Below are 22,991 nucleotides of genomic sequence, written 5' to 3' on the forward strand. Positions count from 1 at the left end.
AGTTGCCATAGGATACTGTGAGAATATCCTTGTAACGGTTAAATCTGCATTTTAAAGAAATTTCATCTTTTTATCGAGCTTTATTGACTGTCTTCGTTTTATTTAGGTACTGCATAAATACATTCATAATATTGATATGTTATTAATCATAATTTTAATCAATATGAAAAAATTTACTAAACTTTTACTTCCTGTTTTATGCGGAGCTGCAACGTTGGCTTCAATTAACTTGAATGCATTTCAAGGCAATTCACAGGACAGCTGTAATGCCGTTGAAGTGGTTACAGCTACTCAAGGCTTGAAATCAGATGGAACTGCTGTAAGTGCAGATCGTTCTGATGTATCTGCCGCTTTATACACACCAGACAAGTCTAACGCTGCTGGCGGATTTTATGCTTTAGGACTCAACGGAACTATTACACTATCTTTAGGAGGTGCCGTTTATGACGAAGCTGGAAATGACATCATGATTTATGAAACTTCATTTTCTGGTGATACCTGTAGTGGATCTGATGACGAAAATGCTTTAATTGAATTATCTCAAGATGGAACAACATGGGTTGAATATGGTACTATTTGCCGTGACGGATCTGTTGACATCTCAACTACTGGTTTAGAATATGTTATTCAAATTAGAATTACAGATACTACAACAGGATCTTCTTTTGACGGTTATGACCTTGATGGTATTGAAGCAATTAATGGATGTGAAGAAATACCTAGTGATGTTTGCTATGGTTCGTTCGCTATTGACTATGTTCCAGGAACAAATGAAACAGGAGCACCATTAAATGTTGCGGATCGCATGGACACTGACAAAGCTTTAGGTCAACCAGAAATGGATGATTCAATGAATTTCTTATCATTAGGTTATGGTGGAGAAGTTACTATAGGTTTTAACGGTGTTGTTTATAATAACGCAGGACCAGATATCGAAGTTGTTGAAACTACTTTTGGTAATGCTTCTTTCTCAAGCTACCCAGAATCTGCGGATATTTATGTTTCTCAAAATGGCATAGACTTTTATTTAATAGGATCTGTACTTACTGACGATGCTGGAGATTTAGACATTAGCAATGCACCTATTGCTCTTGCCTATATTACAGAAGTAAAAATCGTGGATACTACACCTATTGGATCTATTTCTACAGATGGTTTTGATTTAGATGGTGTTGTAGCCTTAACAGGCTGTAATGAAGCTATTGACCCAACTCCTGCTGGATGTTATGCTTTAGATTACTTAAACTATGTTGAAGGAACAAAAAAGAACGGTGGAGTAATTGACGCTATTAGAACTGAAACTCCAGAAAATGTTTTAGGTGAACCTGAAGGAACTGACGCGTATGTATTTACTACTCTTGGTTATGGTGGAGAAATCACATTAACATTTGGTGGTGCTGTTTACAATCAAGCTGGTCCAGATTTAGTTGTTGTAGAAACTACATTCCAAAACACTTGGGGTTGTGACACATATAATGAATTTGCTGATATTTATGTTTCTGCAGATAATATCAATTATCATTTTGCAGGTACTGTTTGTAAATCAAATAATGCAATTGACATTTCAGATGCTGGAGATTTTGACTTTATCTATTATGTAAAAGTTGTAAACAACAATGAATTATCTACAACTGAAGACGCTTATGATCTTGATGGAGTAATTGCTGTTGGAACTTGTGAGCCATTTAACTACCCAGCTTACGCTACAGCTCATTACAATTTATTAAGCGTAGATAATGTAAACGCTAATGAATTAGGCTTTAAAACATATCCTAATCCAACAAATGGTATTTCATATATAGAATTCACACCAAGAGCTACTAGTGATGTAACTATTGAGGTATTTGATATAAATGGTCGTAAAGTTGGTCAAATCTTTAATGGAGAAGCTTATTCTGGACAATCTTACAAAGCTGAATTTAACGCCAACAATCTAGCTTCAGGTTTATACATGTATAAGGTTACAACTGGTAACTCTAGCATTACAGAGAAGTTTATTGTTACAAAATAAATAAAACAACTTATTAGTAATTCTATTACTATATAAAAAGCCTCTTGAAGATATCTTCAAGAGGCTTTCTTTTTTTACGTGTTACAACTTTAGACTAAAGTTATAACTCTAATCAACTTAAATATAAACCTAATGGTTATTTCAAGGCTATATATATAAATGCCAAATAAGCACCAAACAACAAAAACCCTTTAATTCTACCTATTTCAAAACGTTTAGGAATGATAATAAATGGAATTAAAATAGCTGCAAAACCAATCATCCAAAAAATGTTGGTCGATAATATCTCCGGAGTTTCTGGATTAACAACGATAGGCTTAATCATCGCTGTAAGCCCTAGAACAGAAGCGATATTAAAGATATTAGAACCAATAAGGTTTCCTAACGAAATGGCTTTTTCCTTCTTTAGAGCTGCAATAACAGAAGCTGCTAATTCCGGCACACTAGTCCCTATTGCAATTACAGTAACCGAAATCGCATAATCACTAATACCTATTGTTGTTGCTAATTCTTTTGCTCCATCTACTAACCAAAGCGAACCAAAATATAATCCTGCGGCTCCAATTAATAACCACATTATTATTTTAAAGTTAGAAACAGCAGCTAGCGCATCATCTACCTCATCTATATTTGCTTTTGTAGATTTCCGAGAACTTCTAATTAAAACAACTAGAAAAATCACTAAAGCTACTAACAAAATTGCTCCCTCAATAGCTGTTAAAACCCCATCGTTCTTTAAAAAATAATAAAGTACAAATGACAACAACATCATCATTGGCCAATTTAGCTTATAAAACTCCTTATCTACTGCTAGAGGAGAAATTATAGCTGTAATCCCTAAAACCAATCCGATGTTAGCAATGTTAGACCCTATGACATTACCTAATGCAATATCCGAAACTCCTTCTAAAGCCGCTTGCAAACTCACTAACAGTTCTGGGGCTGATGTTGCAAAAGACACAACCGTCATCCCAATAACTAATTTAGAAATTTTAAGTTTAAAAGACAGACCTACAGAAGCTCTTACCAAAAAATCACCACCTACAACTAATAATGCTAAACCTGCAATTACCCAAAACACACTCATCTCCAATCTATTATTTAAGTTCTTGTTTATCTTAAAAACGCGAAGATAATACTTCATTTTCAGAGAAACTAAAACTATATGTTTCGTTATACAACTATTATTCTAGTTGTATAACTAAAAAAATAGTTATACATTTGAGAAGTAAAAAATAGCATCATGCAAAAACTAACAAATAAAGAAGAAGAAATAATGCACATTTTATGGACGCTAGAAAAAGCTTTTGTAAAAGATGTATTAGCCGAAATAAAGGAAGACAAACCCCATTACAATACGCTTTCTACTATTATAAGAAATCTAGAAGAAAAAGGTTACGTAAGTTATAATGCGTATGGTAAAACACACCAATACTTCCCTATAGTAACTAAAGAGGACTACAAAACTAAGTTTATGAATACTGCTATTGAAAATTACTTCAATAATTCTTATAAAAACGTCGTTTCCTTTTTTGCAAAAGAAGAAAAAATAAGCGTTGATGAGCTCAAAGAGATTATTGCCTTAATAGAAAACAAAAAATAATTATGGAATATCTATTTAAAGCATCAGTCGTAATTACCTTAATGTATTTATGTTTTTACATTTTTCTGAAGAAGGAAACGTTTTTTGAACATAATAGATGGTTTCTTTTATCAGGCTTAATTTTGGCCTTGGTTTTTCCATTAATTGTAATCCCTGTTTATATTCCTATAGAAACTATAACAATTCAAGAAACAGCATTTATTCAAACATTACCTTCAAATTTTGTGACTCAAACACAAACTAAAGCCGCATTTGATTGGTTTAAACTTATACCTATATTATATGGAATTGGATTGTCTGTATTTTTAATTCAATTTGTGCTTCAGTTTGGATCTTTAGTTTTACTCCTTCTAAAAAATCCAAAACATAAAGAGAAGCGTTTCACTTATGTCATTGTAAACACTAAAATCTCACCGTTTTCATTTTTTAAATGGATTGTTTATAATCCAGAATCTTATAAAAAGGAAGAACTTCAACTTATATTAACACATGAGAAAGTACACGCTAACCAATTACATTCTATAGATATTTTATTAACTCAAGCTGCCTGTGCAGTGTTTTGGTTCAACCCATTAATTTGGCTATACAGAAAAGAAATTCGTCAAAATTTAGAGTATATCGCAGATTCTAAAACACAATCTTTATCGAATTCTAAAAAAGAATATCAGCATTTATTATTAAAAACTAGTGTTGCTAATCACAACACCATATTATCTAATAATTTTTATAATTCATCAATCAAAAAGCGAATACTTATGTTAAACAAATCGAGATCAAAACAAAAAAATCAATTGAAATACTTACTTATGTTACCACTTTTAGCTGGTCTACTCATTAGTATGAATACGGAAGAGGTTTATATTGAAGCTGAAACAACAAGTACAAAAGATTCAATTACATACGAAAGCATAAAGCTAAAGTTCACAAACCAAATGAACGACGATCGCCTAGAAGAGTTTAAAACACTTTTAAAATCCAAAGGTGTTACTATGACTATAAAACGCATAAAGCGAAATAGTAAAAATGAGATTACAGCCATTAATATTGATTTCAAAACCGAAAACAAGTCTACAAATTATAATGTTAAAGATAACACTGGTATAGATTCATTCTATTTTGAAATGAACGACAATGGCAATTTTGGAGTTAGTTCAATTCAAGATGAAGATCATTTAAAAGAAATTTATATCATAGAAGAAACTCAAGAGCAACAAAATCTTCAAAACCAAATTATTGATCACGACACTTTAGTAGTTATAGTTGAAGATAGTACCTATTTTAAATCTCATAATCCTAAACACAAAACTTATATTAAACGGTTAGTCTCTAGTAAAAACTCGAAAGACACTATTTATTTCACGATAGATTCGTTAGAGATTAAAAGTCCAACTAGCACAAAATCTGATTTTTATTATGAAGACGGATCTAATCCTAAAATAATAAGTGAAGAGATTACTATACACAACCCATCAAATAAGGCAATTTACAATACGAGTCATGATCTTCAGAATCCAAAACCATTAATAATTGTAGAGGGTAAACCTGCTACATCGGAATATTTAAAATCTGTCAATCCTGATGACATTGAAAGCATGACTGTTTTAAAAGGTAAAGATGCAATTAATGCTTACGGCCTAAAAAAAGGTAAAAATGGTGTTATTATTATCAAAACAAAACCGAATAAAACAGGAACTTCTAATAATGCCATTTTAGACAACCAATTTCCTAATGAGAACATATTATATATCTTAGATGGTAAAGAAATATCTAAATCAGATTTATTAAAAGTATACTCAAAAGAAACCGTTTTAAGCTTAAATGTTTTAAAAGGCAAAGAAGCAAAAGAAAAATATGGAGACAAAGGCGCCAATGGCGCTGTAGAAGTTATTTCCAAAAACAAAAATGACGTTACAGAGGGTAAAACTTTTATTTTTACTCCAGACGATGAAAGCAACGAAAAAGCTAGTCCATTGAGCATATCGTATAGCACAACTTACATTGATATAGAAGACATCTCAAAAAGTGCATCTTTAGTTTACATCTCAAAAACTAGTCAAAATCATATTTTAGAAGCTCAAAAAACCATTTTAGAAAAACAAGGTATCTTAGTCAAATACTCAAAATTAAAACGTAATAAATCAGGAGAGATTATAAGTATAAAAATCAGTCTTAACAATGAAGAAGGACAAAAAAGCAGCGCAAGCTATAAAAACAACTATGGAATTCCCAATATAGAATTTGGTATAGTTAAGAATGCATTAGTAGTAAGAACTAGTGAACTCGAGCTTGAAGGTTATTAACTCGTAAACAAAAAAAGCCAAACTAAAATCAATTAGTTTGGCTTTTCAATTTATGTGATATATCATTTAATCTACAACAACCTTCTTAATTACAGAACGGTTATCGTTAGTTAACTTTATAAGATATATTCCTGAAGTAACATCTAAATCTATGGAATCTTCAACAGATTGATATTGCGCTAAAAGTTTTCCTTCTATAGAATAAACCTCAACATCTGCTTTAGAATTTAAACCTGAAAAATATATGCGTCCTGTTGTAGGATTAGGAAACACAGCAATATTAAGTTCTGTATTATCAGTTATACTTAATGATTGATCCCATTCTTCACCAATCATATTTCCCCAAATATATTCTACTAGATCTGGCTGATCTATAAATGGACTTCTATTTCTCTGCCAATTGTAAACCACATTATTTCTATTCATCTCAAAATCATCAGGTGGATCATTTCTATGCCAATCTAACAATGTTGCTAAATCACCAAATTCACCAACAATACCATCAGGAAAACCATTTACAATTTCTAAACCATTGTAACGTACAGCCATATAAAAAACACTTCTTGCAACATCTCCTTTAAATTTACCTAAAGTTCCTGTTGGACCGTTGTATTCTCCATAAAACTGATTATTTCTAGTACTATTCTCAGGGCCATCTGCAGCTCTTAACGCATGCGCATCTGAGTTTCCATGACGTAACGAATCTGCTTTAGTTGTCCAAAAAACATCAATACCATCTGCAACTTCATCTTCTTCAATACTAAAAAATCCACCTCTAGACCTAGGAAAAGTATGTTCTCTATTCCATTTACCTGTACTTAAAGAAGTTGTTTGATAATCTAACTTAGCTCTCCCCTCTTCCAAATACACTAACCAAACCTCATTACTATTTTCTGGGTTTTGGTCTGCCTCCTTTAATATATCAATAACATCTGTATAGGTTTGTGCTCTAACTGTAGACGGATCTGCAATGATATCTTGTAGCGCTTGTCTCAATGCCACATCTGATAAACCATCTAAACTATTATAATACCCATCAGACTGGGTACTTTCTACAATGCCATAAGTTGGATTTATAGGTGTTCCCCAAGCTGCAACTGTAAAATCATTATCTACAACTCTAATTTCAACAGCTCCGTTAGAAGCTACAATTGGTTCAATTAAATCTAAAAATCTAATTTTTAAAACCTCATCACCTTCATCATCAGCATCATCTATCAACGTAATAGTTGTAGTTGTTATGTTCTCACCTGCTAAAATTGTTAGACTCGTATTTCCTGTAAAATCAGATGTATCAAACCCAAAATCACTTAAACTAATCGTGAAGTTTAAATCTGAAGTCAAATTTGTTTCTGCTGTGAATGTAATATCAAAAACATCTCCTTCTCCATATTGTGTGTCATCTATAGAAATAGCGATAGGATTAATTGCGATACCAGAGCCATCATTTTCTCTTCTTGGTGTTGGTGTTGCCGCAGAAAATGTTACAACCCCTCCTCCATCTACGTAACGCTGAATCGATTTTGGATTTGCATTGGTTCCATTATCATTATACTGTTCCGTTTGCCCAAGCTTAGTTAATAAACCTGTAGCGTCAGAATCGTTTGTACCATAAACCATAGCATCAATCAAATTAGTTTGACTTGCTACTGTCTCTTCTGGAAAATCACTAATAGAAGCTTGATAAATTCCTACAGCATCTGGTCCATTCTGTATCACATTCTCAGACATTAATGATTGTGGAAAAGGAGACACATTACTGCTACCAATTACTAATAACCCATTAATATCTGTAGTTAATCCATTTAAGTCGTAAGTATAATAACTACTATCTCCTCCGCTAGACGAACCATTAAAGTATACTAATATATAACCATCAGTAGAAAAATATGGGGTTTCAGATTTTAATTCAATAAACTCATGAGTATCTATACTCGGAGTATCAGGATCTAATTCATTGATCAGTAAAACTTGAGACCAACTTAATCCTGAAATTAATAACAATACCAGTAAAGTAATTCTTTTCATTTCTTTTTTTTTACAAAGATAGTTTTATTATTAAATCTAACTGTTAAGTCTAAATTAATTACAAAAAAAGGTTGAAATAAAACATGAAATTTGTCATGAAAAAAAAATCAAAAAAAGACAAAAGCATAAAATTTGAAGGATTATAGCACAAAATCCCTCTACGATTAACGAAACAGCTCTAAAAACACCCTAGAAATATAACAAATAATAACCATAAATAGCATTTTAGATTACAAATGTTAATTTAATTATAGACAAGTCACAAAATATAGAAATACTTATGCTTTATTTTGTTACACATTAGAATTCAAATTCATCGATTTTTATAAAAACATTTGGAGAAGTAGCTGTTTAGATGATATATTGAAAACTCAATCAAACGAACAACCAATTTTATTAACCTCTAAAACCAAAAAATTATGATGACACTAACTAAATTGATTATTGAAATAATATTAGCAATAATCTAAACCAACCAAACCACCAATCAAAAAAACGTAAGACTTAGTTCTAGAATAAGTTTTACTACTTTTGTTAAAGATTTATTATTCAACAGTACATGAAAATTAAAATCTTTAGATTTTTGGCTAAACTTAATAAAGCCGTACTCCCTTCTTATTCTAAAAAACAGTTAGATCTTAGCAAAGCGAATAAATTTCAATTGGCTATGATAGGTTGGCGTGTTTATGTAACCAAAAATGCTTTAGGATAAAACACTGTAGCTTTAAACTTTTCATTAAGAAAATACTCAAGTGAGTACTATATTTTCTTTTGAAGTCCTTTTAAAAGCCTTGTATAAATCACCAATTCAGTGTAAATACAATCACTAAATAATAGATTATATTTTAGTTTTTAAGATAAAAAAACTTTTGTTTTTGCTATTCCGTAAAACGAAAAAAGCCCATTTCAGTGAAGAAATGGACTTTGTGCTCTTGTGACCTCGACTGGATTCAAACCAGTAACCTCTTGAGCCGTAATCAAGTGCGCTATTCAGTTGCGCCACGAGGCCTTTTTTTAAGTGGGTGCAAATATAATACTTTTATTAAATAACAACCAAATTATTTTTTCAAAATTCTTATTCTTATTTTTGAAGTATGATTTCAAAAGAACTTCTCGAACCGATGAGCTACTTATTCGATAATGAAATAATCGATAGTATTGCTCTTGTTGCCTCTTTAAAAACGTACAAAAAAGCAGATATCATTATTGATATAGGTCAAGACTTAAATTTCATCCCATTACTAGTTAGTGGAAATATTAAAGTTTTAAGAGAGGATAGTCATGGAGACGAACTTTTATTATATGTCTTAGAAGCAGGAGATACGTGTGCCATGTCACTAACATGCTGTATGTCTAAATCTATTAGTAAAATACGCGCTATAGCAGATGAAGATGTTTCGGTTATAATGATACCAATTGCAAACATGAAATTATGGTTTAATTCTAACGAAAGTTGGAGAAGTTTTATATTACAAAGTTATCAGGTTCGTTTTGACGAAATGCTAGAAACTATAGACACCCTAGCTTTTATGAAAATGGACGAGCGCTTGTTTAAATATCTTACAGACCAAGTTAAACTATCTTCTTCAACCAGTTTAGAAGTTACACACCAAGAAATCGCTGAAGATTTAAACACGTCTAGAGTGGTCATTTCTCGCCTATTAAAACAATTAGAACGCGAAAACAAAATTGAACTTGGTAGAAACAAGATTTTAGTCCTCGACTTTTAGTCACTTTTGTAACATAGTCTTAATTATAGAATCCTATTTTTGTATCAAATTAATCAATGGAATATATTTTACAACCATGGCCATGGTATGTCTCAGGGCCAATTATAGCAATTATAATGTACCTTCTACTTTATTTTGGAAGAACATTTGGAATGTCCTCGAACCTAAGAACGCTATGTGCTATTGGAGGTGCAGGAAAACATTCTGATTTTTTTAAATTCGACTGGAAAAGCCAAAGATGGAACTTGGTCGTAGTACTAGGAGCTATCTTAGGAGGTTTTATTGCTCATTATTATTTATCTGAACCCGCTGCTATAGATCTTAGCGATGCTACAATTATAGATTTAAAAACTCTTGGATTTACTGATATTGGTAATAGTTTACTACCTCCAGAATTATTTAGTTGGGAGGCTGTTTTTAGTATTAAAGGTATACTCATATTAATCGTTGGTGGTTTTTTAGTTGGTTTTGGTACGCGCTACGCAGGTGGTTGTACTTCTGGCCACGCTATTACAGGATTAAGTAGTTTACAATTACCATCATTAATTGCTGTAATAGGTTTCTTTCTAGGTGGCTTAATAATGATTCATCTTATTTTTCCAATACTCTTTTAACCATGGGCAAGTATATAAAATTCTTTATCGTCGGTATTCTTTTCGGCATTGTACTAGTAAAGTCTGAAGCCGTCTCATGGTATCGTATTTTTGAAATGTTTAAATTTCAATCGTTTCATATGTATGGAATCATAGGCACAGCAGTAATCACAGGTATAACTTTATTATTAATTGCAAAACTGCTTAAAGTAAAAAACATTGAAGGATCATTTTTACAAGTACCATTAAAAGAAAGTGGTTTTAAACGTTATATTATAGGAGGAACAATTTTTGGATTAGGTTGGGCGCTGTGTGGCGCATGTCCTGGACCAATGTATATTCTTATTGGAACTGGTGTTCCTTCCATACTCATTGTTATTGCAGCGGCTTTATTGGGCACGTTTGTTTATGGTATAGTTAAAGATAAATTACCGCATTAAAATGGATTTCGTTGAGATTATAGGATATATTGGAGCTTTAATTGTTGGACTTGTTTTGGGTCTAATAGGTGGAGGTGGCTCAATCTTGACCGTCCCAATATTAGTCTATTTCTTAGGCTTTAGTCCAATAATTGCCACAAGCTATTCCCTTTTTGTTGTTGGTAGTACAGCTTTAGTTGGTACTGTAAGAAACATAAAGGAAAAGACCATAGATTTTAAAACAGCTATAATATTTGCGCTTCCTTCAATAATCACAGTGTTCACAGTTAGAAGTATCGTTATACCTAACTTGCCTGAGGTTATATTTTCAATTGGCAATTTTTCACTTACCAATTCACTTTTTATTATGTTGTTATTTGCATTGATCATGCTTTTAGCTGGTTGGTCTATGATAAAATCGAAAACAATTGCTAGTGATACAGAAATCAGAGATTATGATAATAACCATTATATTGCTATTGGTACACAAGCCATAGGAATTGGAGCTCTAGCAGGATTAGTTGGTGCAGGAGGCGGATTCTTAATAGTGCCAGCTTTAGTGCTTTTAGTAAAATTACCCATAAAAAAAGCGATTAGCACCTCTTTGTTTATCATATCTATTCAATCGTTAATAGGCTTTTTAGGTGACTTAAAAACGCTGACCATAGATTGGCGTTTCTTAATAACATTCACTATTTTCTCTATTATTGGTATTTTTATTGGATTGGCTTTTTCTAAAAAAATTAGTGCAAAAGGATTAAAAAAAGGATTTGGCTATTTCACCTTAGTAATGGCTGTTTATATCGTTTACAAAGAACTTTTTTAACACACTTTGTGACAATTATCACATTTCAAAAACGCAAGTTTCGTAAATTTGCACCACAATAAATCGTAACTATGAAAATTGAACAATTATATACAGGTTGTTTAGCACAGGGTGCTTATTACATTGAATCTGACGGTGAGGTTGCTATAATTGATCCTCTTAGAGAAATACAACAGTATATAGATAAAGCAAAAGTTGATAACGCAAAAATTAAATATATTTTAGAGACGCATTTTCATGCCGATTTTGTTTCAGGACATGTTGATTTGGCTAAGAAAACAGGAGCAACTATTGTTTTTGGACCTGGAGCATTAACCGAATATAATATTCATTCTGCTAAAGATGGTGAAGAATTAAAACTAGGAAAAGTAACGATCAAAGTTTTACACACTCCAGGACACACTTTAGAATCTGCAACGTATTTATTGAAAGATGAAAATGGTAAAGATCATGCTATATTTTCTGGTGATACCTTATTCTTAGGAGATGTTGGTCGCCCCGATTTAGCAATCAAATCTGACTTAACTAAAGAAGATTTAGCAGGTATGCTTTTTGATTCGTTAAGAACTAAAATTATGCCTTTGGCAGACGATGTTATTGTTTATCCTGCTCATGGAGCGGGTTCTGCTTGTGGTAAAAATTTAAGTAAAGAAACTGTTGGTGTTTTAGGAGAACAGAAAAAGACCAATTACGCATTACGTGCAGATATGACTAAAGCTGAATTTGTAAAAGAAGTTTTAGATGGTATTGCGCCTCCACCTCAATACTTTGCAAAAAATGCGTTGTTGAATAAAATGGGTTATGATGATTTTGATACTGTTTTAAAAACAGGTGATATTGCACTTAATCCTGAAGAGTTTGAAGCTATCGCAAATCAGGAATCTGCTTTGGTTTTAGATGTAAGATCTCAAGCCGATTTTATTAAAGGTCACATTCCTAATTCTATTTTTATAGGATTAAATGGTGGTTTTGCTCCTTGGGTTGGCGCTTTAATTAAAGATATTAAACAACCTATAATTTTAGTTGTTCCTGAAGGAAAATCTGCCGAAGCCGTTACACGTTTATCGCGTGTTGGTTACGATAATACTTTAGGCTATCTCAATGGTGGCTTAGAAGCTTGGCAAGAAGCAGGAAAAGACATAGACACTTTAGAGTCTATATCTGCAGAAGAATTTGCCAATAGAGCAAAATCTGAAACACTCAATATTTTAGATGTACGTAAAGATGGAGAATACCAAGCATCGCATTTAGAAGATGTTCAACATTTATCATTAGATGTTATTAATGAAAAAATGAAAGACCTCAGCAAGGATAAAACCTACTACGTGCATTGTGCTGGTGGTTATCGTTCTGTTATTGCTGAATCTATTTTAAAAGCAAGAGGTTTTAATAACCTGATTGATGTAGAAGGCGGATTTGCTGCAATTAAAAATACGGATTTAAAAACGACGGACTTTGTTTGTCCATCAACCTTATAAACCTATACTGTTATGAAAAAAAACATGGGCACTTTAGATAAAGGTATTAGAATTGCTGCTGCAGTTATTATAGCCTTACTCTATTATTTTAATGTTATTGAAGGAACGTTAGCTTACGTCCTGATGGCATTTTCAATTATATTCTTATTAACAAGCTTTATCAGCTTTTGTCCTTTATACACCTTATTTGGTTGGAACTCTTGTAAACTTAAATAAAAACAAACATGGAAAGCACTCTTAATATTCAAAACTTAAAATGTGGTGGCTGTGCAAATACTATTGTAACACAGTTATCTAAATTAGAAGGTATTTCTGAGGTTATTGTGAATAACGATACTGATGAAGTAAGTTTCACTTCCGTTTCTGAAAACGACATTACTATTGCAAAAGAAAAATTATCAGATTTAGGTTATCCTATTGTTGGTGATGCTAACTCGTTACCAAAGAAAGCAAAATCTTTTGTGAGTTGTGCTGTAGGTAGAATGACGAAATAAATTTGATATTCATTTCATTTTATAACATAAAAAATCCCACTATTAGTGGGATTTTTTATTTAAACTATTTCTGCACTTAGTCCTGCTTGTAGAAGCTTAGAACATCGTGGTTCTAAATCCTCGTAAGAGCCAGTCTTAACAGTACACTTACCTTTGTAATGCACTAACAAAGCACATTGTTCCGCTTGTTCTGGCATGTGATCGCAGGCATAAATGAGCGTATCAATTACATGATCGAAGGTGTTGACCTCGTCATTAAATAATACAATTTCATTCTGTCTAATTTCTTCTTCTTGTAGAAGTAATTCTTCTGAATATTTTTCTTTTGTCATCCCTTTTGTCCTTTATAATTTTCGTTAAATAAAAATTATAGTTCAACTTAAGTTTATACTAATTTATAAATTTTAACGAAACCCACTGACCTTTTTGTAGAGTTTCGCTCAATTTTAACATCTGTTTATTACATTCTGCCTCAATAATTGGGATATCTTCCTGGTAAAAACCACTTAAAAAAAGTGTCCCATTTTCATTTAAACATTTGGCATAACTCTCAATATCTGCCAATAAAATATTTCTATTGATGTTAGCTATAATACTGTCGTATGTTTTGCCGTCTAACAACGTTGCATCTCCTTCGTAAACCGAAATATTATTACAATCGTTACGCTCTACGTTTTCTACACTGTTTAGGTAACACCAATTATCTATATCAATGGCATCGAGTTTTGTTGCTCCTACTTTTTCTGCTAAAATGGCTAAAACTCCAGTACCACAACCCATATCTAAAACCGACTTACCCTTAAAATCATTTTTTAGAATATGTTGAATCATCATATGAGTGGTTTCATGATGTCCTGTTCCGAAACTCATTTTAGGCTCTATGATTAAATCGTATTTAGTATCTGGTTTCTCGTGAAATGGTGCACGTACTGAAACCTCGTTATCTACAATTATAGGATTGAAGTTTTTCTCCCATTCTTCATTCCAGTTAGTTTGTTCTATTTCGTTAAAGTCGAATGTAATCTCAAATTCATCTGACGTTAGAATATGAATGTCATCTAGGATATTGGCATTCCATTCTTCTTTTTGAATATAAGCTGTTACACCTTCTTCTGTTTCTACAAAACTTTCGAAACCTGCGTAACCGAGTTCTGCGATTATAATTTCGGTTGCTGGTTGTAACGGTTTTACTTTAAAATTGTAGCCTATGTATATTATGTTGGACATATTTTGTTTTGAAATACGGTTTTTTATTTACGATTGGTGCTTAACATGTTTTACTCTATACAACTGTCTTTGGTTTGCATGCGTTAGCGGTAGAAACGGCATCCTTTTTATTTGGTGGCTGAACGAAGTAGAAGCCAACGCATAAAAAGATATAGTGGATGACGCGACTTTTTACAACCCTGTTAGGCTTGTACCAAACTTGTTTTGGTATCTAAAACTAATAGGGTTGTAAAAAGTAACGCCCAACTTCACTAAAAATGAGTTGGACGCACTTTAATAATTTATTTTTTTAAAACGCATTAACGATAGCGTAAAAATCTTCTGCTTTTAGAGCTGCTCCTCCAATTAAACCACCATCTACATCTGGCTTACCAAAAATTTCTTTAGCGTTTGCTGGTTTTACACTACCTCCGTAAAGGATAGACATATTATCTGCCACCTCGTTTCCGTATGTGTCTGCCAACGTTTTTCTAATAAACGCGTGCATATCTTGTGCTTGCTCAGGACTTGCTGTTTCTCCTGTTCCTATAGCCCAAACTGGCTCATATGCTAAAACGATATTTTTAAAAGCCTCTGCTCCTAAATGAAATAATGCATTTTTTATTTGGCTCTCTACAACCGCTTCTTCGTTACCTGCTTTACGATCTGCTAATTCTTCTCCAAAACAGAAAATAATTCTAATATCGTTGGTTAAAGCGGCATCTACTTTTTTTGCTAATGACGCATCTGTTTCATTAAAATAAGCACGACGTTCGCTATGTCCAAGAATAACGGTTTGAATCCCGATGCTTTTTAACATACTTGCACTCACCTCTCCTGTATAAGCTCCGTTTTCTGCGAAGTGCATGTTCTGAGCCACAACTTCGATATCGTCTTGTCTTAACGACTGAAATGCGTGCCATAGGTTTGTAAATGATGGCGCGATCATTACCTCTGCATTAGACGTTTTAGTTTGACCTTTTAATTGTGTAATTAGCGTTTCTGTTTGCGCTAGATCATTATTCATTTTCCAGTTTCCGGCTACGATATTTTTTCTCATAATGTTATGTATTAGCTTCTTAGAAAAGAAGTGTTTATTGACTTGTACTTTTATAATACAAAAATAAGGTAAAAAGACCACACAAATCTTTTCTGAAAGCAGGAATAATGAGCGCAAACGTTATAGAAATGATGATTATGGTTTATTCGAAGTAATAATCTCGAAATTGAGATTATTTAAGAGCTTAAATTAAGATAATTTTACTCTAGGATCGAGCCAAGCATATATAATATCTACAAAAATATTGATGGTAATAAAGATAATGGCAATCACTAAAACGGCTCCCATTATTACTGGTAAGTCTAATGTATTTAGTGCGTTTACAATTTCCTTGCCTAAGCCATTCCACCCAAAAATATACTCGACAAAAACGGCTCCTGCTAGCATAGATGCAAACCAACCTGAAATTGCTGTAACCACAGGATTCAACGCATTTTTTACAGCGTGATTTTTTATCACTTGAAATTCGCTTAATCCTTTTGCTCTAGCTGTTCGTATATAATCTTGATTGAGGACTTCTAATAATGAATTTCGCATTAATTGAATAACAACAGCCAAAGGTCTAATGCCTAAAACTATGGCTGGAAGGATTAAATTTTTCCATTTAATGGTCATTTTTTCTCCAAAGTCGTCAAGCTCATACAAACTGCCTGTCATCTCTAAGTTGGTGTATTTGTGCAATACGAAACCAAATAGCCATGCAAATAAAATGGCACTAAAAAAGGATGGTACACTCATGCCAAATGTGCTTAAAATCTGAATGGTTTTATCTATCCAAGTATCTTTGTATAAGGCTGAAATGATTCCGAAAATAACACCTAAAATAATGGCTATAACTATTGCAGAAACCGCCAGAACAAACGTATTTGGCATTGTTTCTTTAATAACTTGGGTTACTTTTTTGCCTTGCTTGGTAAAGGATTCTCTTAAATATGGTGCTTTAAGTACTGTAGTTGTGTTGCCAATTGTAAAAAGTGGTGCTGCTGTATATTTATTAGGACTTAAATGTGTGTAATCCTTTGGTGTGTTTGAGTGAAATGATAGTGGTGATAAATCATTTAAGTAATACAAAAACTGAGTACCAATAGGTTTATCAAAACCGTATTTCTGTTTTACAGCCTGCACTTGATCTGCTGTTTGGTTTTGACCCAACATCATTTTTGCAGGATCTCCTGGCAGAATATTAAACAAAAAGAAAATGACTGTTATAACACCTATTAAAGTGATGAAAGCGTATAGTAGTTTATTTAAGAAATATCTTATCAAATTATAGTTCTATATCTTCAATATCATTCCAATGTGCTTTATTTACCACAGTTCCCTTGTTTAAAATAACAATTCCAGGACTAGCACGCACAATAGTTTTAATCACTTTTTCGTCACACAGGTAAAAATCGAAATTAAGCTTATAATCTGCTTTTAGATTGGCTTTTAGTTGATTCCCTGAAGATGTTAATCCAATTACGGTATAACCCTTTTTAGTGGCTTGGTCTGTAAATGCTTTTAATTTTGCGATACCTTCTGCTTCACCTGTTGCAATATTATACATCGCAATAATTATTAATTTTTCTTTCTCTAGGAAGAATTCTGTTAGATCTTCGTCTTCAGATTCTATAGAAAAATCTTGAATTGGTGGTACATAACCTTCATCTATCATTTTAGTTTCTACACCAACATATTCTCCATCTACTTTTGGGTAGCTTCCGTTAGTTACAAACTCCTCTTCTTCTCCATTGACATTAAATGTCCATGTATATTCTGTAACTGCTTTAGCTGCATTTTCTGGTGTTGCCATACCTTCTTGAAAATTAGCTCCAATTTTATAAGCTCTAAAATCTATTGAAGGCAAATGCATTAAAACATGATAACCAAACCACAGTGACACTATAAAACTTAATAATGCTATAACTGTTGTTGGTAATTTTGTGAATAACGGTTTAATGTGTTTTTGTCCAATAAATAAAATTACTATAAGAACTAAAAGCACCAAATCTTTATTGAAACTTTCAAAAGGGGTTAATTTTAGAGCATCTCCAAAACAACCACAATCTTGAACTTTCATCTGACTAGAGTTAAATGCTTCCCAAGATGAAAAGTCTAAAAAACTAACTCCTTGCGGTACGTAGCCTGTTAAATATGTGTATCCTGTTAGAAATGTAAAAAACACAATCATTAAGAGTAAACTCCAAACCGTAAATTTTGGTTTGTAACCTAATAATAAAAATACACCAATAACCACTTCGAATACCACAACAATTACTGAAATACCAAGCGCATAAGGAATTAAAAACTCAAGGTTTAAAACCTCTGCCGCAAAATAATCTTGCAACTTATAAGAAAATCCTAAAGGATCATTAAGCTTAATAAATCCTGAGATAATGAAAAGTATTCCTGTAAATATTCGGCTTAATTGTACAATGTATTTCATTTCCTTATTATCATTCCTGCTTTTGACCTTTCTCAATAAAAACTACAGCAGGAATCTGTTTTAGTTTGTTTTCTTGATTATTTTAATATGAATCCGATTACGATAAACCACTAACATTTAGCTCCATTAATTAGATTCACCTAAGTGAATTAAAGCAAAAATCGCATAGTTAATCATATCCTGATAATTAGCATCGATGCCTTCACTAACAATAGTTTTACCAGCATTGTCTTCTATTTGCTTAACGCGTAATAATTTTTGTAAAATTAAATCCGTTAACGAACTTACACGCATATCTCTCCAAGCTTCTCCGTAATCATGGTTTTTATCTAACATTAATTGCTTAGTTAGTGCAATTTTTGCATCGTATAATTCGGTAGCGTCTTCTGTGTTTAAATCGGGTTGTTCAACCACACCTTTTTCTAGTTGAATTAGTGCCATTAAACAATAATTTATAATACCAATAAACTCACTTACTTCTCCTTCATCTACTTTTCTAACTGCATTTTGCTGTAAACCTCTAATGCGTTGCGCTTTTATAAAAATCTGATCGGTTAATGATGGTAATCTTAAAATTCGCCATGCACTACCATAATCACTCATTTTATTCACAAAAAGTGCTCTACATTTAGCGATAACTGCATCGTATTGTTTTGAAGTATCTTGCATTTATTACATTATAATTTCCGTAAATTTCGGACAAATAAATTAAAAGTTCAAGGTTTGAGGTTTAAAGTTTTCTTAATGCCTTTTTGAGATGAAATATGAATATAAATTGTAAAGGAAAATTAATAGATTTATCGACTCCAAAAGTGATGGGAATCCTTAACGTGACTCCAGATTCATTTTTTGATGGTGGAAAATACAAGGATGAAATTGGTATTTTAAATCAGGTGGAAACCATGCTGAATCACCAAGCTACTTTTATAGATATTGGTGGTTACAGTTCTAGACCAAATGCTGCTGATGTTGGTGAAACGGAAGAGTTAAATCGTGTTATCCCTGTTATAGAATTAATTTTAAAGCATTTTCCGGAAACCTTAATTTCTATTGATACGTTTAGAAGTAATGTCGCTAAACAAAGTATAGACGCTGGAGCGGCTTTGGTCAATGATATTTCTGCAGGACAATTAGACTCTAATATGCTAGCAACCGTTGGAAAATTAAGCGTGCCTTACATTATGATGCATATGAAAGGCAATCCTAAAACAATGCAACAACAAACGCAATATGATGATTTAACTAAAGATATTATCGCCTATTTTGCTGAACGTATTGCTGCTGCACACCAAGAAAAAATAAATGATATTATTATAGATCCTGGCTTTGGCTTCTCAAAAACATTGGATCAAAATTTTCAATTATTAAATCAACTAGAGCTACTTCAACTAATAGACCAACCAATTTTAGCTGGTATTTCTAGAAAATCTATGATTTATAAAACTTTAAATTCAACATCTAAAGAAGCATTAAACGGAACAACGGCTTTACACATGGTTGCTTTACAAAAAGGAGCTAAACTATTACGTGTTCATGATGTAAAAGAAGCCATGGAATGCATTACACTTTTTAACCAACTGAAATCTAATTAACTATGCGCTTTATATATTTACTCATCATTATATGCTGTTTTAGCTGTAATAACGAACGTGTTTTACTACTACCCGAAATTAAAAATGCAGAAATCACAGAAGTCTTAGACGTGTCTCCTGCCTATATTTTTTATGATGAAACACAACCCGATTCCACATTGTTAAATCGAAAGAATTTAATTATTACAACAAATTGGCTTATTAATGTAGATAAGCGATTAACATTAGCGCAAGCGATTCCGCATATAAAATTTCTACAAGACAAAAAGCGAAATGCCGAAATGCACAAAAATGAAGATGCTAAAAATTATTTTACTTGTAATGATACAAGCATTAAGAACCTAGGATTTTTGGAGTTTACTGAAATAAACTATGCTAAAAAAGATACGAGTAATTATTGGGTAAGAAAAAACAATATTTATAAAAAAAACCATCTAGAAATACATTTTATAGATGATACAAATGCCTTCATTGAAGGTATCATTAACAATCAAGTTCAACCACAATTGAAATTTACAGATCTATTAAAAACAATTCGTCAAATAGTAAAAGAAGATTCAGTAACGTTAGTTTGTAACTTTAATGAAAAATTAAAATTCGAGGATTATATTTCTATAAAATCAAAATTATCAAAAATTGAATCTAACAAGATCAATATTGATTATAACGAATTCATATACTAAAAAAGGAGACTTGTCAGTTTTCAAAAACCTTACAGGACACAAAATAAGAATTATTGATAATCATTTTTTGCATCGCTTTAACATAAATTCTTAAATTAGCAGAAACACCAACCATTTGGAAAACTTACAACTTTGGGAATTTAGATTTATAGACTTCGTGGATGTCTTCCTCGTGGCTATATTACTCTATTACATTTACAAGCTTGTAAAAGGTACAGTTGCCATTAATATCTTTATTGGAATTCTTATTATTTATTTTGCTTGGCGATTAACGGACTATCTTAATATGCACATGCTTTACAGCATTTTTGATGGTTTTATGAAAGTTGGTATTATTGCTTTGATTGTCGTGTTTCAGCCTGAAATTAGAAAATTCCTTTTAATGGTTGGCTCCACCAATATTGGAGGAAAAAATAATCTTTTTAAAAATTTTAAGTTTCTAAAAAACGACGACCAAACCTCTACAGATGTTGATGCCATTATTAATGCATGTCATAAAATGGGAACAACAAATACTGGCGCTTTAATTGTTATAGAACGTAATAACAACTTAGACTTTTTAACTGACACTGGAGATGCTATGAATATTTTAGTGTCACAACCTATTATAGAAAGTATCTTTTTTAAAAATAGTCCGCTGCACGATGGAGCTGTTATTATAGATAAAAATATAGTAAAAGCAACACGTGTTATTCTTCCTGTTAATAACGAAAAGAAAATCCCAGAACGTTTTGGCTTACGACATAGAGCTGCGATTGGTATTACGGAAAAAACAGATGCCTTAGCACTTTGTGTGAGTGAAGAAACAGGACAGATTTCGTATATAAAAAATGGTGAATTTGAAATATTTAAGAACACCGATGAATTGACTCAAAAAATTAAAGAGGATTTAGGCTAGTGGATTGTAAAAACTGTAATAACACGCTTAGAGACACACAGAAATTCTGTGATGAATGTGGAGCGAAAATCATTCAGAATCGACTACAACCAAAAGTATTGGCTCAACAAGTAAATGAACAGTTTATTTCTATCGATAACAAATTCCTACGAACCTTTGTTCACCTTTTTAAACAACCAGAAACTGTAATTGTAGGCTATATTGATGGTACTCGAAAAAAGTACATTGATGTATTGCAGTATTTTGCAATTTCATTGACTTTTGCCGGAATTCAGGTGTTTTTAATGACCACATTCTTTAAAGAAGCTATTGATACCGATTTGCTTACACTAGAAAATTTGTTTAGAAGTATTCCTAAGGATAAAAACAATCCTATGAGTACTATGGATTTTGATGGCTTTAATAAATACCAAACTATTATCTATATTATTACTGTTCCATTTTCTGCATTATCAACTTGGCTTGCTTACTTCATTGCTGGAAAAAGACAATTTAATTTCACAGAGCATTTGGTCTTAAACCTTTATTATAATGCACAAATTATTATAGTTACAGTAATCTTGAGTATTTTATTTTTATTCTTAGGTCTTAATTACTTTGTAGTAATCGGAGTAATCACTGTGCTTAACTTTGCCTATTTATTTTACCTATTAAAACGCATATACAAAACCACATTCTGGTATAGTGTCCTGTATTTTTTATTAGTTGGTGCAGTCTATACCATAATTACTACGATACTGAGTGTTTTAGGTGTTATAATCGGTTTTATAATAGCATTTAAGAGTTAAATAAATGAATTGTAAAAATTGCCATACCAAGCTTGAAGAGAACGATGACTATTGCAAAAATTGTGGTGGTAAAGTAATACGAAATAGGTTAACAATTAAAAATCTATTTGAACATGTAAGCTCTACCTTCTTAAATTTAGATAATACATTTTTACTCACTTTTTTAAATCTTTTCAAAAAACCTGAAGATGTTATTGGTGGTTTTATAAATGGTACTCGAAAACGCTATATTAATCCAATTAATTATTTAGCCTTAGCAATAACAATTGGAGGAATCTACATGATTATCCTAAATAAGTACTTCCCTAACCAACTTATAGAAATGTCTTCTGCAGGTATAAAAGAACAAGAAGTTTTTGCTGCAAAATTCATGTCTGGCGTTAAAGATTATTACTCTTTATTTATGGTGCTTTTAATTCCGTTTTATGCTTTAATTTCTAGATTAGTATTTATAAATAAAAAAGAATTTAACTATACCGAACATTTGGTAATGGTAATGTATATGGTTGCACAGTTCTCTTTAATTAGTTCTTTTTTAAACTTATTATTATTTCTGCTTCAATTACCAGCTAGTATTTTAAGTAGCGGAAGTATCTTTTTTCAAATAGCCTTTTTTGGGTATTGTTATAAACGATTATATAAATTATCCATTCCAGATATTATCTTAAGAACTTTAATCTTTTTGGGCATTTTATTAGTCCTTATGATTATTCTTACTATTATGGCTGTGATAATAGGCATTATGTTTAAAGATTCTGTTTTTATGCAAGATCTCATAGAACTACAGAAAGGTGCGTTTGAAGCTGGACAAAAAGCAGCAGAAGCAGCTGCAGCAGCCAAAAATAAATAAGCAA

General features: G+C 32.0%; 24 protein-coding genes and 1 tRNA gene. 16 read left to right on the top strand and 9 right to left on the bottom strand.

Going from position 1 to position 22,991, the window contains the following annotated elements:
* The first annotated feature begins 163 nt into the window (after window positions 1–163).
* Window positions 164–2,011: a T9SS type A sorting domain-containing protein gene (locus HM981_RS01275; protein WP_179336773.1), complete on the top strand. Its 1,848-nt coding sequence runs from the start codon at window positions 164–166 to the stop codon at window positions 2,009–2,011.
* Window positions 2,012–2,147: 136 nt separating this feature from the next.
* Here the strand turns inward: HM981_RS01275 and HM981_RS01280 are convergent, their stop codons facing one another.
* Window positions 2,148–3,098: a calcium/sodium antiporter gene (locus HM981_RS01280; RefSeq protein ID WP_179337655.1), complete on the bottom strand. Its 951-nt coding sequence runs from the start codon at window positions 3,096–3,098 to the stop codon at window positions 2,148–2,150.
* 156 nt (window positions 3,099–3,254) lie between these two features.
* Between HM981_RS01280 and HM981_RS01285 the strand changes: the two genes are divergently transcribed.
* Window positions 3,255–3,614 carry a BlaI/MecI/CopY family transcriptional regulator gene (locus tag HM981_RS01285; RefSeq protein WP_179336774.1) on the top strand — a complete coding sequence of 120 codons (360 nt, stop codon included), beginning with the start codon at window positions 3,255–3,257 and terminating at the stop codon, window positions 3,612–3,614.
* A 2-nt stretch (window positions 3,615–3,616) separates the two neighbouring features.
* Window positions 3,617–5,914 carry a M56 family metallopeptidase gene (locus HM981_RS01290; RefSeq protein ID WP_179336775.1) on the top strand — a complete coding sequence of 766 codons (2,298 nt, stop codon included), beginning with the start codon at window positions 3,617–3,619 and terminating at the stop codon, window positions 5,912–5,914.
* Window positions 5,915–5,980: 66 nt separating this feature from the next.
* On the opposite strand, the gene HM981_RS01295 is transcribed toward HM981_RS01290, so the two are convergent.
* Window positions 5,981–7,942, bottom strand: a complete 1,962-nt coding sequence (locus HM981_RS01295) for an endonuclease (RefSeq protein ID WP_179336776.1) — start codon at window positions 7,940–7,942, stop codon at window positions 5,981–5,983.
* Between the two features lie 559 nt (window positions 7,943–8,501).
* Here HM981_RS01295 and HM981_RS01300 point away from each other — a divergent pair.
* Window positions 8,502–8,654 (top strand): SsrA-binding protein, encoded by a 153-nt coding sequence (locus tag HM981_RS01300; protein WP_179336777.1) that lies wholly within the window; start codon window positions 8,502–8,504, stop codon window positions 8,652–8,654.
* Between the two features lie 223 nt (window positions 8,655–8,877).
* On the opposite strand, the gene HM981_RS01305 is transcribed toward HM981_RS01300, so the two are convergent.
* Window positions 8,878–8,951 (bottom strand) — tRNA-Arg (locus HM981_RS01305).
* Between the two features lie 112 nt (window positions 8,952–9,063).
* Here HM981_RS01305 and HM981_RS01310 point away from each other — a divergent pair.
* The 7 genes from HM981_RS01310 to HM981_RS01340 all read left to right on the top strand — a co-directional run bounded on the left by HM981_RS01310 (window position 9,064) and on the right by HM981_RS01340 (window position 13,482).
* The gene (locus tag HM981_RS01310) at window positions 9,064–9,672 is read left to right on the top strand and encodes a Crp/Fnr family transcriptional regulator (RefSeq protein WP_246286088.1); all 609 of its coding nucleotides are present in this window, start codon (window positions 9,064–9,066) and stop codon (window positions 9,670–9,672) included.
* A gap of 56 nt (window positions 9,673–9,728) precedes the next feature.
* Window positions 9,729–10,286 carry a YeeE/YedE family protein gene (locus tag HM981_RS01315; RefSeq protein ID WP_179336779.1) on the top strand — a complete coding sequence of 186 codons (558 nt, stop codon included), beginning with the start codon at window positions 9,729–9,731 and terminating at the stop codon, window positions 10,284–10,286.
* Window positions 10,287–10,288: 2 nt separating this feature from the next.
* A complete protein-coding gene (locus HM981_RS01320; protein WP_179336780.1) occupies window positions 10,289–10,705 on the top strand; it encodes a DUF6691 family protein in 417 nt (138 codons plus the stop codon).
* A 1-nt stretch (window position 10,706) separates the two neighbouring features.
* Complete coding sequence (locus HM981_RS01325; protein WP_179336781.1) at window positions 10,707–11,510, top strand: sulfite exporter TauE/SafE family protein; 804 nt, start codon at window positions 10,707–10,709, stop codon at window positions 11,508–11,510.
* 71 nt (window positions 11,511–11,581) lie between these two features.
* Window positions 11,582–12,988, top strand: a complete 1,407-nt coding sequence (locus HM981_RS01330; protein WP_179336782.1) for an MBL fold metallo-hydrolase — start codon at window positions 11,582–11,584, stop codon at window positions 12,986–12,988.
* Between the two features lie 12 nt (window positions 12,989–13,000).
* The gene (locus HM981_RS01335) at window positions 13,001–13,204 is read left to right on the top strand and encodes a YgaP family membrane protein (RefSeq protein WP_179336783.1); all 204 of its coding nucleotides are present in this window, start codon (window positions 13,001–13,003) and stop codon (window positions 13,202–13,204) included.
* 8 nt (window positions 13,205–13,212) lie between these two features.
* Entirely contained in the window at window positions 13,213–13,482 is a 270-nt protein-coding gene (locus HM981_RS01340; protein WP_179336784.1) for a heavy-metal-associated domain-containing protein, read from the top strand.
* 59 nt (window positions 13,483–13,541) lie between these two features.
* Here HM981_RS01340 and HM981_RS01345 read toward each other — a convergent pair whose 3' ends face one another.
* The 6 genes from HM981_RS01345 to HM981_RS01370 form a co-directional block, all read right to left on the bottom strand.
* Window positions 13,542–13,814 carry an ATP-dependent Clp protease adaptor ClpS gene (locus HM981_RS01345; protein WP_179336785.1) on the bottom strand — a complete coding sequence of 91 codons (273 nt, stop codon included), beginning with the start codon at window positions 13,812–13,814 and terminating at the stop codon, window positions 13,542–13,544.
* Window positions 13,815–13,872: 58 nt separating this feature from the next.
* The gene (prmA, locus tag HM981_RS01350; protein WP_179336786.1) at window positions 13,873–14,709 is read right to left on the bottom strand and encodes a 50S ribosomal protein L11 methyltransferase; all 837 of its coding nucleotides are present in this window, start codon (window positions 14,707–14,709) and stop codon (window positions 13,873–13,875) included.
* Window positions 14,710–14,998: 289 nt separating this feature from the next.
* Window positions 14,999–15,748, bottom strand: a complete 750-nt coding sequence (gene tpiA, locus HM981_RS01355; RefSeq protein WP_179336787.1) for a triose-phosphate isomerase — start codon at window positions 15,746–15,748, stop codon at window positions 14,999–15,001.
* Between the two features lie 189 nt (window positions 15,749–15,937).
* Entirely contained in the window at window positions 15,938–17,014 is a 1,077-nt protein-coding gene (locus HM981_RS01360) for an ABC transporter permease (protein WP_179336788.1), read from the bottom strand.
* Window position 17,015: 1 nt separating this feature from the next.
* Entirely contained in the window at window positions 17,016–18,176 is a 1,161-nt protein-coding gene (locus HM981_RS01365) for a BT_3928 family protein (RefSeq protein WP_179336789.1), read from the bottom strand.
* Window positions 18,177–18,302: 126 nt separating this feature from the next.
* A complete protein-coding gene (locus tag HM981_RS01370; RefSeq protein ID WP_179336790.1) occupies window positions 18,303–18,845 on the bottom strand; it encodes a DUF1599 domain-containing protein in 543 nt (180 codons plus the stop codon).
* A gap of 95 nt (window positions 18,846–18,940) precedes the next feature.
* Between HM981_RS01370 and folP the strand changes: the two genes are divergently transcribed.
* The 5 genes from folP to HM981_RS01395 all read left to right on the top strand — a co-directional run bounded on the left by folP (window position 18,941) and on the right by HM981_RS01395 (window position 22,987).
* The gene (gene folP / locus HM981_RS01375; protein WP_179336791.1) at window positions 18,941–19,768 is read left to right on the top strand and encodes a dihydropteroate synthase; all 828 of its coding nucleotides are present in this window, start codon (window positions 18,941–18,943) and stop codon (window positions 19,766–19,768) included.
* Between the two features lie 2 nt (window positions 19,769–19,770).
* Window positions 19,771–20,451 carry a hypothetical protein gene (locus HM981_RS01380; RefSeq protein WP_179336792.1) on the top strand — a complete coding sequence of 227 codons (681 nt, stop codon included), beginning with the start codon at window positions 19,771–19,773 and terminating at the stop codon, window positions 20,449–20,451.
* 115 nt (window positions 20,452–20,566) lie between these two features.
* Window positions 20,567–21,349, top strand: coding sequence for a diadenylate cyclase CdaA (gene cdaA / locus HM981_RS01385; RefSeq protein ID WP_179336793.1), 783 nt, complete (start codon window positions 20,567–20,569; stop codon window positions 21,347–21,349).
* Window positions 21,349–22,137, top strand: a complete 789-nt coding sequence (locus HM981_RS01390) for a DUF3667 domain-containing protein (protein ID WP_179336794.1) — start codon at window positions 21,349–21,351, stop codon at window positions 22,135–22,137. The genes cdaA and HM981_RS01390 overlap by 1 nt, the downstream gene beginning before the upstream one ends.
* A 4-nt stretch (window positions 22,138–22,141) precedes the next feature.
* Complete coding sequence (locus HM981_RS01395; RefSeq protein WP_179336795.1) at window positions 22,142–22,987, top strand: DUF3667 domain-containing protein; 846 nt, start codon at window positions 22,142–22,144, stop codon at window positions 22,985–22,987.
* The last annotated feature ends 4 nt before the right edge of the window (window positions 22,988–22,991 follow it).

It is taken from the genome of Winogradskyella ludwigii, from assembly GCF_013403985.1.
GTDB lineage: Bacteria > Bacteroidota > Bacteroidia > Flavobacteriales > Flavobacteriaceae > Winogradskyella > Winogradskyella ludwigii.